11 protein-coding genes are annotated in these 14,036 nt (G+C 52.7%); 9 read left to right on the top strand and 2 right to left on the bottom strand.

Translation table 11 applies throughout. The annotated features are described in order from the left end of the window. Positions 1 to 219 precede the first annotated feature (219 nt). Entirely contained in the window at positions 220 to 3,888 is a 3,669-nt protein-coding gene (locus OEV49_06240) for a vitamin B12-dependent ribonucleotide reductase (GenBank protein ID MDH3890665.1), read from the bottom strand. A 1,015-nt stretch (positions 3,889 to 4,903) separates the two neighbouring features. On the opposite strand from OEV49_06240, the gene OEV49_06235 reads away from it, so the two are divergent. The 9 genes from OEV49_06235 (at position 4,904) to OEV49_06195 (ending at position 13,526) form a co-directional block, all read left to right on the top strand. After that, positions 4,904 to 5,317 (top strand): hypothetical protein, encoded by a 414-nt coding sequence (locus OEV49_06235; GenBank protein MDH3890664.1) that lies wholly within the window; start codon positions 4,904 to 4,906, stop codon positions 5,315 to 5,317. Positions 5,318 to 6,208: 891 nt separating this feature from the next. Next, a complete protein-coding gene (locus OEV49_06230) occupies positions 6,209 to 7,069 on the top strand; it encodes a DUF4388 domain-containing protein (protein MDH3890663.1) in 861 nt (286 codons plus the stop codon). Further along, positions 7,066 to 7,716 carry a hypothetical protein gene (locus tag OEV49_06225; protein MDH3890662.1) on the top strand — a complete coding sequence of 217 codons (651 nt, stop codon included), beginning with the start codon at positions 7,066 to 7,068 and terminating at the stop codon, positions 7,714 to 7,716. The genes OEV49_06230 and OEV49_06225 overlap by 4 nt, the downstream gene beginning before the upstream one ends. Further along, positions 7,709 to 7,939: a hypothetical protein gene (locus OEV49_06220; protein ID MDH3890661.1), complete on the top strand. Its 231-nt coding sequence runs from the start codon at positions 7,709 to 7,711 to the stop codon at positions 7,937 to 7,939. Before OEV49_06225 ends, OEV49_06220 begins: the two co-directional genes overlap by 8 nt. Further along, positions 7,932 to 8,120, top strand: a complete 189-nt coding sequence (locus tag OEV49_06215) for a hypothetical protein (protein ID MDH3890660.1) — start codon at positions 7,932 to 7,934, stop codon at positions 8,118 to 8,120. The genes OEV49_06220 and OEV49_06215 overlap by 8 nt, the downstream gene beginning before the upstream one ends. A gap of 380 nt (positions 8,121 to 8,500) precedes the next feature. Further along, positions 8,501 to 10,555, top strand: a complete 2,055-nt coding sequence (locus OEV49_06210) for a tetratricopeptide repeat protein (GenBank protein ID MDH3890659.1) — start codon at positions 8,501 to 8,503, stop codon at positions 10,553 to 10,555. A 499-nt stretch (positions 10,556 to 11,054) separates the two neighbouring features. Next, the gene (locus tag OEV49_06205; protein ID MDH3890658.1) at positions 11,055 to 12,008 is read left to right on the top strand and encodes a CxxxxCH/CxxCH domain-containing protein; all 954 of its coding nucleotides are present in this window, start codon (positions 11,055 to 11,057) and stop codon (positions 12,006 to 12,008) included. 18 nt (positions 12,009 to 12,026) lie between these two features. Beyond that, a complete protein-coding gene (locus tag OEV49_06200) occupies positions 12,027 to 12,632 on the top strand; it encodes a YceI family protein (GenBank protein ID MDH3890657.1) in 606 nt (201 codons plus the stop codon). Positions 12,633 to 12,695: 63 nt separating this feature from the next. Then, positions 12,696 to 13,526 (top strand): DUF5777 family beta-barrel protein, encoded by an 831-nt coding sequence (locus OEV49_06195; protein ID MDH3890656.1) that lies wholly within the window; start codon positions 12,696 to 12,698, stop codon positions 13,524 to 13,526. Positions 13,527 to 13,534: 8 nt separating this feature from the next. Here OEV49_06195 and OEV49_06190 read toward each other — a convergent pair whose 3' ends face one another. Next, on the bottom strand, positions 13,535 to 13,921 hold the full coding sequence (locus tag OEV49_06190) for a hypothetical protein (protein ID MDH3890655.1): 387 nt from the start codon (positions 13,919 to 13,921) through the stop codon (positions 13,535 to 13,537). Positions 13,922 to 14,036 lie beyond the last annotated feature (115 nt).

Raw genomic sequence — 14,036 nt, 5'->3', positions numbered from 1 at the left:
GAGGGTGACAGGCTAAAAGCTCCTCCTATGTCACCGGGCACGAAGCGCCAAGAACGGGCTTGCCCGCCGTCCCAAACAAGGTTTGAGACGGCCACCCGAAGATGGATTCCCGCTACCCGCGTGAAGCTCAACAAGCACGGCTTGACCATGTCATGCTGAGCGGCGTCGAAGCATGACGTGGGCGAACCGGGCGCGTAGCGCCAAGAAAGTGATTTATCACTAACTACACCCGGACGTGGCGCCGCACGAGTCGCATTTGAGACAGGTACCGTTGCGAACCATAGTAAATTGTCCGCACTCACCGCACATGTCTCCCTCGTAACCTTTCATTCTCGCCGCTCTGATTGCACTGTGGAGTCTCTGGCTTCCTTCATCGGTCGCCGTCGATCCCGTCTGAGCGACGTATTCCAGCACACCCTCCGTTTCTTCAACTGTCTGCTTTGCAGCCTGATTGTCCAGCGACTTACCATCGGCAAAACCTCCTTGATGTCCCTGCTGGTCTCGACCGTGCCCATTGCCGCCGTTGTCGGCTTCCCTGGAGCCCAGACGCAAATGAACGGAACGAATATCCTGGGCGGTGCGACTCCCTGTCGCCACCGATCCGGACATAATACTGTCGGCTGCCTCCTCTTCTTCGAATTCAACCGATGATTCTGTCGGATCGCCCAGGGTATCACCGCGCAAGTCCTCTTCGGAGACGTGCGCGAGATCATTCCGGCCGAGATAGCTGATAGCCAGTTCACGGAATATGTAGTCAATAATCGAAGTCGACATTTTGATGGCCTTGTTGCCGCGCACCATACCGTTTGGTTCAAAGCGGCTGAACAGGAATGCTTCCACATACTCCTCCAGCGGTACGCCGTGCTGAAGACCAAGCGAGATAGCAATGGCAAAGCTGTTCATCAAACTGCGGAAAGCAGCCCCCTCACGGTGCATATCCAGAAAAATCTCACCCAAAGAACCGTCGGAATACTCGCCGGTGCGCAGGTAGACCTTGTGCCCACCGACCACCGCCTTCTGCGTATAGCCGCCGCGTCGATAGGGCAGCTTGCGCCGTTTGGCAATGTAGCGATAGATCACCTTGCGAGCCGCCTGTTCGGCCACCTGGCTGACCGTCATCTCAATCGGTTCATCTTCCTCGTCTTCATCGATCAACGATGCCGCCAGCGGCTGGCTCAGCTTGGAACCATCGCGGTAAATGGCAATCGCTTTGTTCATCGTTTCCCAAGCCAGCCGGTAGGCTGTCTTGATATCATCGATAGATGCCTCGGAGGGCATGTTGATTGTCTTGGAGATGGCACCCGAAATGAACGGTTGCGCCGAGGCCATCATACGAATGTGTGACTCGAAGCCGATCAAACGACTGCCTTTCTTGCCGCAACGACTGGCACAATCAAAAATCGGCAAGTGTTCATCTTTAAGATGCGGCGCTCCTTCTAAGGTCATGGTGCCGCAACAGAATTCGTTGGCCGCCTCAATCTGCTCTTTCGTGAATCCCAGTTCTCGCAGCAGGTTGAAATCCCATTGATCGGTGACGTCACTTGACAGCCCCAGTGACTCGATCAGAAAATCATCACCAAGCGTGTGGCGGTTGAAGGCAAAGGTGATGTCAAAAACATTCCCCACCGCCTCTTCCAGCAGGTTGAGTTCATCATCGCTAAAACCTTTGGCTTTGAGCGATTCATGATTGATGAAGGGCGCTTGTTTAAGAGTCTTGTGACCGGTGGCATGAGTGATGATATCCTTGACCTGATCACTGGTGTAACCCAGGCGACGGAGCGCGACGGGGACCGAGCCGTTAATGATCTTGAAATAACCACCACCGGCCAGCTTCTTGAATTTGACCAGCGCATAGTCCGGTTCGATACCGGTCGTGTCGCAATCCATGACCAGCCCGATAGTGCCGGTCGGCGCCACCACCGAAGTCTGCGCATTACGGAAGCCGTAGATCTCGCCCTGTTCCAGGGCTTGATCCCAGACCACCCGCGCCGCCTCGACAACTTCCTCCGGGAGATAGGCCGGGTTGATGCCGGATGGTTTTATGGTAAGTCCCTCGTATTCGGACGGGTCGGCATTGTAGGCGGCCCGACGATGGTTGCGAGCCACCTTTAGCATGTTGTCACGGTTTCGATAGTAGCCCGAAAAAGGACCCAGCTCTTTAGACATTTCAGCCGAGGTTACATAGGCTTGCCCCGTAAGCATCGAACTCAGAGCGCCACACCAGGCGTAAGCCTCCGATGAATCATACGGAATGCCCATGCGCATGAGCACCGAACCAAGGTTGGCATAGCCAAGACCGAGAGTGCGATATTCAAAACTCTTTTGGGCTATCATCGGCGATGGATACGATGCCATCAGAACCGAAATCTCCAACACCACCGTCCAGAGCCGAATGGCGTGCAGGTATCCGTCGAGGTCGAAGGAACCATCATCACGCAGGAACTTGCCCAGGTTTATCGAAGCCAGGTTGCAAGCGGTGTCGTCCAGAAACATGTATTCCGAACAGGGGTTGGAAGCGTTGATCCGACCGTCTTTGGAGCAGGTATGCCATTCGTTGATGGTGTCGTCAAACTGAACACCGGGATCGGCGCACGACCAGGTGGCATGACAAATCTTATCCCACAGTTCAGCCGCAGGAAGCGTGCGGGCAGTACCACCGTCGGTGCGCGAAATCAATTCCCAATCCCCTTTGGACCTCAGTATTTCAAAGAACCTGTTGGGGACACGCACCGAGTTGTTGGAGTTTTGCCCCGATACCGTCATGTACGCTTCCGATTCCCAATTGGTATCCAGCTGAACAAATTCGATTTCCCGAATGCCCTGGTCGGCCAGTTCAAGAATCTTCTTGATGTAGGCCGATGGAATGGCCAGACGACGAGCGGCGCTGATCGCCTGCTTCAAGGATTTGTTTATGGCCGGGTCAGCTTCGATGATAACGCCGTTGCCGTTGTCTGAAATCTGTGTTGCCTGGAAGACCTCCTGAAGCTGTTGTCGGATCACGGCCGAACCGGTCACCATGGCCGCTACTTTTTGCTCTTCGATTACTTTCCAGCTTATGAACGCTTCGATATCCGGATGATCCAGATCAAGACAAACCATCTTGGCCGCGCGTCGTGTCGTGCCGCCGGACTTGATCGCGCCCGCCGCTCGATCACCGATGCGCAAAAACGACATCAAACCGGATGACTGACCACCGCCGGAAAGACGCTCACCGGCGCCGCGCAGATGGGAGAAATTGGTCCCGGTGCCGGAACCATACTTAAACAGACGCGCCTCACGCACCCAGAGATCCATTATACCGCCGTCATTGACCAAATCATCCGACACCGATTGGATGAAACAGGCATGGGGCTGAGGGTGTTCGTAGGCGTTGGCGGCCCGGGTCAATGTTTGCGAATTAGGATCAACATAGAAATGACCATTCGATACGCCACCGATTTGATATGCGAAATGCAAACCGGTGTTGAACCATTGCGGCGAGTTGGGCGCTGAAACCTGCGAAGCCAGCATGTAACAAAGTTCATCGTAGAAGGCCTGAGAGTCGGTCTCGGTGTCAAAGTAGCCGTGCTTCTCACCCCAATGTCGCCAGCAACCGGCCATGCGATGAAACACCTGGCGTGAATCGGTCTCGCCTGCCAACACGGGCTGGTCGTCCTTGTCGACAATCGGCTGACCCTGTTCGTCAATCTGAGGAACCCCCGCCTTGCGAAAATACTTCTGAGCCAGTATGTCAACAGCTACTTGCGACCAGTTTTCCGGAACCTGAACACCATCAAGTTTGAAAACCTCCGAACCATCGGGGTTTTTGATCTCCGAAGAACGCTTCACAAAATTGATTCGACAATAGGGCGATTCCCCATCGCGAGTAAAATACCGGTCTATCTTCAAGCTGTACCTCCTGTACAAGAGCAAAAAAATACCAGGACCGGCCGGTCCGTGGCCAGGTGAGAATCCTGATAATTCCTTACTGCCTGATAAATTATAATAGTCTCAACGTACACCCCGGGCAATGGCCCAGAAAAAAACACCCATTTCCTGCTGCGGGGTACAATATGTAGTGTCTGCAATGGTCCCCCCCACTAAAAATTGTGTTTTATTTGATAATAACGTATTCTCCTGAAGGTCAGTCCTATAGCTTGAAAACTCAACTGAACAAAAATAGTGCGTGCCCTTTGCGCCCCCATATTGAAAAAACCAAGTCTCGCAAGTAACTATCTCGCAAATAATTAGAAGCCTTTCAGTTTTTAGTCGAAGTCAACCCAACTTATCCACAGACCAAAGAAAGATAACATATTGATTTTAATCACTTTACCAATTCGCCAACAAGCAAATAACAAGGTATACACAATCCTTGTGGATAACAGCGAGTTTCGGCGATATGCTCTTTTGAGCCAACTGTCGGGTGTTGTCAAGTAGTTTCTGGATACTCGTCCTATTAATGGTGGACAAGGAAAAAACCGCTTGGGGGTTGGTTTTTCGCTGTTTACCACTGCTTTTTTTTTGAGTTATTTGGATTTTTCGCTTGACAAGATTGTGAAGTTTGTTATGTTGGGTGTGCAATCGGAAAGTGTTACTCTTTCTGTGGATTACCTAATATCGTCCGCCCAGGCAGGCACCACCTGTCTGGGTTTTCTTTTTGGTGATAAATCACTTTCTTGCACTTCGCGCATTTGTAATCTCACCCAGTTCGCCCCCCAACCTCATCCTGAGCGGAGTCGAAGGATGAATCTACTGTGCTGAGTTCTGTCCTTGAGAAAGTCTGAGATGGCGGCCGGGAACAAATCCTCAGCACCAAGGTTTTCATGGCAACGGTCGCCAGTCTTATAGGGCGGGTCCGTCTTCGCCTGCGCGCCGCGGCGTGAACCCGCCGATTGCGTCTGAAACCTAATCTCAGGAGAAACAAATGAACACACTGCGTTATTTCATCGGCAGCTTCGTAGTCTTTCTGTTTATCTTCATGGCCGAGTGGCTTTTCCATGGCATGATTATGAACAGCACCTACATCGAATCTCAGCATCTACTACGACCTGAGGCGGAGGCGGTGGCCTACTTTCCATCGATGATTGCCGGCTTCCTGGTCTTGTCGTTTGGGTTCTGCTACATTTTCACCAAAGGATATGAAGACAAGGGGCTGGGCGAAGGTGCACGGTATGGTTTCTTGATCGGTTTGGCTTTTTCGATTCCAACCAGCCTGATGAATTTCGCAGTCTTTCCGATACCGAGCAACTGGATTATTTCCTGGTGTATCGGCGAGCCTATAATAATGACACTGGCCGGAATCATCTTCGCCTCGATATATCGACCGCGGAAGGTCTAACACTCTTCGGTACCCCACCCAACGGGTGGATTTTCACTATGTGTCATGTAGGTCGGGTCCTTCACGGACCTGACTTAATCTTGTAGGGCGGGTCCGTCTTCGCCTGTGCGCCGCGGCGTGAACCCGCCAAATCTGCAGAAACACGGCTTGCATGTGTCAGGACCACAAGGGTCCTGACCTACTTGAACCACCGGGCGGCCTGATGGCTGTAGAAAGTCGCACAGACCTAGTGCCGTGGGAAGAGCCCTTCCCATCTGTGGTTACTAGAATGTAGGATGGGGATAGTGTTATTTGGGCATCTGTGGTAGAAGACAATCACAAATCCACACTCACCATATCCCTTTGGCTTCTTTGCATTCGCGGGTGGCCCGTGGGCTTGCCCCAGGTTGCTGGTTTGGTTCATCCTGCGACTCTGCTGAGGAGGAGGTGGAGGGAGCTCAGGATGAGGTGGAGGGAGCTCAGGATGAGGTAGGGGGAGCTCAGGATGAGATAGGGGGAACTCAGAATGAGGTGGGGGGTAATCAGCCAACGAAGTTTTGTAGGGCAGGATCCCTGGGATCCTGCCATGTTCGGCGGCATCGCAGGGATGCCGCCCTACTGTCTAAAATGCTCTCAGTGTGACGAAGATGGATTCCGGGTCAAAGCCCGGAATGACGGAGCCGGGGAACTCTGTCATTAATGAACAATGATGCAGGTCCGTCTTCGAAGCCGGCTTTCTTGGCTTTAGCCTGAGTAATTGTTGACTGGGCAACCTCTATGTATTAAGCTGTCGAACAACGGGCGGCGTCGAAAATGTCTATGCACCGAGCTTTCCAATCGCGACGCGGTTGGTCTGTTATTCTTGGTGACAGCGCCGCCGGATAACTACTTTCTCGATGGTACGGAGCAGCAATGGATCTTGATTTACAAGGACGAATCGAACGTTTCACCCTACCGGAAATCCTGCAACTGATAGCATCCAGCCGCAAAACCGGAACGCTCGGTATCCAAAAAGATGACTCTATTGTCATGGTCTATTTCAAAGAGGGGAGCGTCATCTACGGCTACGGACCCAGACAGACCTTTCACCTGGGCCAGCTTCTCAGAGAGCGCGGGGTCATCACCGATGAACAGCTTGAGGATGCAGTACGTGTCCAGGCCAAAAGCGAAAACTCCAAACGGCTTGGCGAAATAATGATCTCCCGCAACTATATCGACCGGGCCGATCTTGAGCAAGTGGTCATAAAGCAGGTGAAGGAACTTCTGTACTCGCTGCTGTCGTGGCAGAGTGGATCGTTCAAGTTCTACGACAACCAGTTTCCGACCGAGGAAGAGATCACTATCGACCTCTCGATAGAGAACGTGATTTTGGAAGGCCTGCGTCGGGTCGATGAAATGAATATGGTTCGTGAAACTCTGCCGGACCTTGAAGCCGTGTTCACGATTTCCGCATCCCAGGCCGGACGTAAGCGCGAAGTGAGTCTCGAAGCGGACGAGTGGAACATCATGGCTCTGGTGGACGGTCGTAGAAGCCTCGATGAAGTCTGCAAACTGGGCGGCGGTCAGCGCGATGAAACACTCAAACGGTTGGCTCATCTTAAACTGGCCGGCCTGATCACCAAGACTGAGAAAAAAGAAGAAGCTGCCTCCCCACAGCTGGACAAAATAGCCAACCGCCTGGCCGGCTTGTTCGAGGACTATCTGACGGCCAAGTCACCCAGCCGCCCAGCCAAAAGAATGGTCACCGAAACATTCGTCGAGGAGGCTGATTGAGCCAGGTCGATTCATTGCGCACCCTTGAGAAGACGCTTGAAAGTTTTCTCGACCGAGCCTTGGCCCAGAAAGAAAAGCGGTTGAGTGTGCTCGACGGAATCAACCGGCTGGATGAAATCGCGCGCGACGATTCCGGTGCATCAACAGCCGAAGCGGTCGGCAACTGGTTCGCCCGGCACAACCAGCAACTCAAACAAGGCGATTTGAAATCAGCCGATATCGACCGGATCGGCGGTATTCTCAAGCACATCAAATCAAGGCTGTCAGACTCAAGTACACCCGAAACGGCCAAACTCACTTCGGAGATCGACCGTTGGGATCAAGTGGCCAAAAAACCGAGTAGTTCGATTACGCTCAAGCGCCCTCCTGAAAGCCAAACAACAGACGATGATTCCATCAGCTTATTCGGCAAAACCATGGCTCGCACTTCCGGGCTGTTCCTTGGTAAGGCCAAAGGGCGCAAACATCTACTCTCAATCCTCGATGAATCCCTGAACACCGCCGCCCTTCAGAAAAACAGAGAGGCCTTGCTTTTGTCCGGGTTTATCATATATTATCTCAAAATCGGCGGCTACAAAGTAGAGCCGTTCGTGAAAAGACTCAAAGAAGCTGAGCAGATTCAAAAAGAGAGTGCTGCTCATGCTTAACACGGCGGAAAAAGCATATTTTCAGGCCCTGACGGCGCTGAAACGTAAGAATTATCCGGCGGCTGCCGAACAGTTTGATAAGGCGGCGCCCTTTTTTGAGAAAGACAAGGAGTTTGGAATCCTAAGGGAAACCACTCACCTTTTGGTAGCAACCAAGGCGGAATTGAAGAAACTCGAACAACAAGAAGCAATATCTATAAAGGAGTCATTTTCAGATGGCTAAGAAGCAGTCGTTTGCAGATAAATCCAATAAACGTGCCCACACCATGACCTGCCCCACCTGCGATGAGGCCCTCCAGTTCATCAAGCTCATGAAAGCGGTCAAAGGAGACAAAGGCGGCTGGAAAATGCGGGCTCAGAATGTCGGCGTCTGCAAGTGTAACAACGCAGAGGTTTACGGCTGATACTTTTCAAGCCGACCCAAATTTGGAACCCTCCCAGGTTTATACGGGAGGGTTTTTTCGTTGTCTGAGAACACTTTTGCCGATAGACTGGGGTAGCTCCTAAGCGTAGGAGGCGGCCTGGTGTCGCCCCATTGGTTTGTCACACTTCGACGGTGCACAGCATGACTGCGTTCGGCGGACACAGGCAAGTCGACAGGTCAGTGCTTTGCGCTTCGTGCCTTTCTCCTGTCATCCTGAGCGCAGTCGAAGGATGAGCACAAGGCGCGAAATAGTGAATTACTGCGGTGGACTTGCAGGACCCGCCGCAACTATGTAAATTCGGCGGACCCAAGGCCCGCAACTACGCGGGATTAGAGCCGATTGAACCGACTCGGATGTGAATGATCAGTATGCACAACGACCCGCCCAAAAGATCGAATCAGCTTCACATCACCGCCCTGGTGTCTCTGTTGATGCTGATGGTCTATTATGTCGCAACATGGTTTCCGCAGGGGCGCGTCTGGGGTCTTAACCTCTGGGCGTACTTTCCATCGATAGTTCCCCTGGGTCTGTTGACCGGCGGCCTTTTGGTTGTGACAACACTCTGGCTGTTCGGGCGCCGACGGAATCGACCCGACGATGCCACCCAGCCGGATATCGGTGTCACTATATTCTGGGCGGCCACGGCGGCGATGACGCTGCTTATGACCGTGCTGTTTTTTTACCTGCGCGCACGCACACATTTTCTTGGCGACGGTTACACCGTACTTTCCCTGTTGGCCGCCCCTGAGCCTCTGGTCAAAACGCGCGAATATGGTGCGGCAATGCTGCATATATGGGTCAAGCAGCTTTGGGGCAGTGGTGAACCGGCTGCTTTGGCCAGTTTCAGGTCCATCTCAATCGGTTGCGGTCTGCTCTTTCTGATGTCAACGGCCTTGCTGTCAGGACGACTCTTCCAGCACAACCGTGATCGCTTTCTGTTCCTGGCCGGACTGGCCTCGTGCGGATACATGTACAACTTCTTCGGTTACGTTGAAAACTACTCGCTCTTTATCCTGACCAGTCTGCTGTACTGCATGACCGGGCTGTTGGTATCCCTCGGTCGAGCACCGCGATGGACCATACCCCCCTTGCTGGGACTGACTGTGCTTAGTCATATTTTCGGAGTCGTATTCCTGCCGGCCACAATCTACCTGATGTTGGCCGGGACTACCTTTGGCAATCGGGTAGGACGCTGGTCAACCAAGACCAAAGGAGCCATCGCGGCCGGTCTGTCGGTGGTCGGCATTTTGACGTTTTTACATTTCTATTTCAACTACTACTATTTCCGTTTCGCCATCGTCCCGCTGTTGCCGGATCGCTTCACTGTCGAGGGATATCATCTGTTTTCGCTTGGGCACCTGGTCGACATTATCAACCTGGCTTTGCTGTTGGTTCCAGCTCTGCCGATTGTGATCGTACTGGCCTTTGCAATCGCATTCAAGCGCATCTTCCGCCGTTATGAATATCGTTACCTGGCCATACTGGTTCTCTCTTGCTGGGCAGCCATGTTCATTTTTGATCCCAAGCTGGGGATGCCGCGCGATTGGGACCTCTTTTCTTTCGCCGGGATTCCGTTGGCTCTGTTTTGCTTTTATTTCGTGCTGGACCCGAAAGTTCGTCCGGCCCGGTATATACCTATAACTCTCATGATGATTGTGTTGGCTTCGGCGATGCTGTTCCCGCGGGCGGTCAGCCAAACCAACCCGGATCAGTCGGTAGTCTGGTTCGACAACTACGGCGCCCTGGACAAAACCAAGAACATGTACGGGCGCACCCTTTTGAAGAAGTATTACGATCGGCTCGGTGATGTTGCGGCTGCTGACCAGGCGGGTCGACAATACGTTACCGATTATCCGCAGTTTGTTTTGAACCGGCAGGGTATCGCCTTGAAGGACCAAGGGAAATGCGCCGAGGCAATTGAAAAATACCGCGCCGCCCTCGAGCTGCATCCGACCTTTGTGGCTCCATACGCCAACATCGGCATGTGCTATTTGATTCTTGGCCAGTTAGACAGCGCTGAAGTGATGTTGCGAATAGCGGTCGGCATGAATCCTTACAACCATTTAGTCCACAACACCCTGGCTCGAACCTACTTCGAAAAGGGAAACTACGCAGCCGCTGAAGGGCTGCTTTTGCGTGCTCACGAACTCTCGCCGTCTGAATTGGAGCCGTTGGTCGGACTGGTGCAATTGTACAAGAAGACCAACAAGTTGGATAACTGGTTCAATTACCTGAATCAACTCGTCGCGCGCGATGACGCCCCGTTAGTGGCGCTGAACGAGCTGGCCGATTATCACCTCAACCACCGACGCTACCTTCTGGCCGCCCCTTTGTTCCGGCGGGCCGTACCTTTGGGACTGGACAGTGCGTACCTGGCCCATTTGCGCCGAAATTTCCCGCAACTGGGCTTGTGAGCGGTCCACAGATCATCATACTTGCACGTCGGGTCCGTCTTCGCCTGCGCGCCGCGGCCTGAACCCGCCGGAGACCTGAGCAAGTTGATACAAAGTCATTCTGGCGAAGGCCAGAATCCAGTCTTCGGCTTGGGTGCCCGCCTCAAACCTTCAGGCTTGGTCATATTCTAGTCTAAGGTGGTGTCGGGCGACCCCGCCCGACACAGTCAAGCCTGGTTATCGCTGCTGAGCCATAATGTGGTTTCGCAGAGGTCATGCTTCGACTCCACTCAGCATGAGGTTATAAGCGTGCGATGTGCGATAAACCAGGTTTGCCTGTCACCGGCAAACCGAGTTTGAGGGTGACACCCGGCCGATGAGAAAAATCTCTAAACGCGGACCCACTTTTCCGGGAGCCTAACATCGTTGACTGTTGTTAGACTTTCAGCTTATATTGTTCCGCATAACAAAAGGAACTGTGAACCATCCGTATTGACAAGCAGCGCATCACTGGATTCGAATGAAAGACATAACCGCCAAAAGTGAAACCTCCAGGCCGCTTCTCTCGGTCGAAAGTTCCGGTTTTATGTCCCGGTCGGTGTTGGCGCTGATCTCCCTGGGTTTAGTTGTAGTTTTCCTCGGTTGCGACTCGGAAGAAAACAGCATTCCCTGGTCGACATATCATCCGCCGGTCTGGATGACGACCCAGGCGGAAGGGTTTCATGGTACTGATGTCCTGACCAATGGACTGAAGGACTGTCTCAAATGTCATGACAACGATTTGACCGGCGGGATCACCGAAGTATCCTGCTTCGAATGCCACGGCAGCGGCCAGGACAATTGCGTTGCCTGCCACGGTGGCTTCCGGGATAATACCGGCGCACCCCCCCCCGGCTTGAGAGGGGAGGTAGCCCCCGATACCCGCGCGGTCGGGGCGCACCAGGCTCACACGGTCGATGCTACTATTTTCACCGGTATGGCGTGCGTGGCCTGCCACATCGTTCCCGAAGTTTCGTGGGATTCGGCTCACTTTGACTACTCACTTTTTGAAGAACCCTCCCGGATAGATTCTATAGCTGAAGTCACCTGGAACAGCATTGATACCACTGTCATGTGGAATCGTGGGGCAAACAGTTGTTTCAATTCTTACTGCCATGGTAATTTCACCGGCGGGTTCTTTACCAACACGCCCTACTGGATCGGTGCCGACCAGGCAGCCTGCGGGTCCTGTCATGATGTCGGCGCGAACCCCGGGTTCATTGACCGGCTGCATAGTAGCCATGCACGGAGTAATGTTGGCTGCGAACAGTGCCACGCCACTGTCGTTGATGCCGATCTGGAGGTTATCGGCCCTGCGTATCATGTCGACGGTTTGAAAACTATCGAGTTCCAAATTGATTCAGGTGGTGTCTTTATCGACAGGACTTGTAGCGATCTGAGTGTCGGCTGTCATGAAGCGCGGGATTGGAATTGAGGTTAACCACGAGGCCGCATGACTAAGCATCACGCCTGCCGTCGCTGTTTTCTCGTAGTCACCTTGGTTAGTATGACAGCTTTGAAGCTGTCGTCGGCCGAGTACCACATCGAGCGGTCACCTGAAACAATTGTATCGTTCGTTTCAGAGTCTCCGTTGATAGACTTTGAAGTCAATACCGACAAAATCGACGGCTACGCTTACTGGGAGGGTGAAGGATTTCCCCCCGATGATTCTCAACTACAATCCAGTGAAGTCTATTTTGAGGTGCAACTCAATACTTTTGATGCCGGCAACGGCATGTACAACCGCCACCTGAAAGAACGATATTTCGAAACCGAAAAGTACCCTTATGCTTCCTACAAAGCCAGGATTACCAAGGTGGAATCTATGGCCGACAGTTCTTTTGTTGTACATACAACCGGTGTCTTCTCGCTGCACGGCGCCACCAAAGAAATCCAGGTGTCCGGTTCGGCGGTATCGACAGACCAGGGATTGACCATCCATTGTGAGTTTGCGGTTAAAGCGTCCGACTACGATATTGAAATGCCCAGCCTGATGATGATGGAAGTGGACGACGACATTAATGTCCGGCTTGAGTTTATTCTAAAGATCGCTAAGTAACAGACAAAGGCAGGAATTATGTTAAGATGGGTCAGCCTCACGGCAGCACTGCTTGTGGTTATTATGTTATGGCCAACGAAATCCTTGGCTCAGCCAAAATGGCAGCGATCCGATCCCGAGATCGAGTTGGGTCTTCAGGTTTTTCATTCCACCAAGGTGCTGGGGCTACCGACCGCGGCCATGCTAAAAACCGGCGATATCGAGTTTGAGATATCGCATCGTTTTGTGCCGCCTATAACCGACGGCTATGACGTTCTCTACGGTTTTGACGGACCGGCCCGGATGCGTTTGGCCTTGGGACATGCGATCAATGACGCTTGGATGATTACTTTGGGTCGAAGCAGTATAGATGCCAACACCGATCTTTGCATCAAACACAGCCTGCTGCAATCCAAAGAATCTGCCATGTCGTACATGGCCGCCGTTCAAGCAGGAGTGGCCTGGAACCCGGTGGAGACATCCCGACGTGATCACCGAGACAGCGTAATCATAAGACCCAAAAGCCACAGCCGACACTTCCAGTCTTTCGGCCAGTTGATTATCGATCTGCAACCGCACCCGCGGTTAGCCGTCGGTCTGGTGCCCTCTTTTCTGTACAACCGCGATATCAGCGCCAGGGATATTGAAAACACGTTTACGCTGGGGACCCATGGTCAATGGTTCGTGCGTTCGCATCTGAGTTTTGTCGGCGAGTATTCTTTTGTACTTTCGAACAAGTCAAACTCCCACAACCCGGTCGCGCTAGGTCTCGAATTGGAAACCGGCGCTCACATTTTTGAACTGTTCATTACCAACCAGGTGCGAATCAATCCGTCGCAATATCTGGCTGGAGCCGAATTCCCTTTTGACGCTGATAACTTAAGAATAGGTTTTCTGATCAACCGGATTCTCTGAAAGATGCATCAGTCGCTCTCAAAAAGTCCGTCGCGAATCCAACTGCCGATACTATCGCTCAGTTGACGGGGGAGGGTGTCGTCTATCGGCATGGCCGGCGCACTGGTTCCGACCATGGTGCGATAGAGCAGGCTGGCTTCGGCATTACCGGGCACGACCACCGGACCGTTTTCCGAACCGGCCAGGATATCTTCATAAGATTCCATGTTCAGCCCAACCGCCGGTTTACTCCCGGCATGACAGGCGGTGGTGGCACACTTCACGTCGAGGATGTGTCTGACATCGGCGTAATACATGGTCCTGGCAGAAGGGACGATTGTCTTCTCCTCGGAACAACTCATCAACAGCCATGCTCCGGCTATTGCAATGAACAAGTATATCGTGGCGTTGCGCATCTGTATCTCATTCTGCCAATGTCTTTTTGGTTTGCTCCAGCTGTTGCCAACTGTGGTTCTCTTGCATCTTCCATGTTCACACTCGGTCAAGATACTATTTCGCATGTAATACGCA

This window comes from Candidatus Zixiibacteriota bacterium, assembly GCA_029860345.1.
Classification (GTDB): domain Bacteria; phylum Zixibacteria; class MSB-5A5; order GN15; family FEB-12; genus JAJRTA01.
This window is presented reverse-complemented; position numbering and strand designations above follow the sequence as displayed.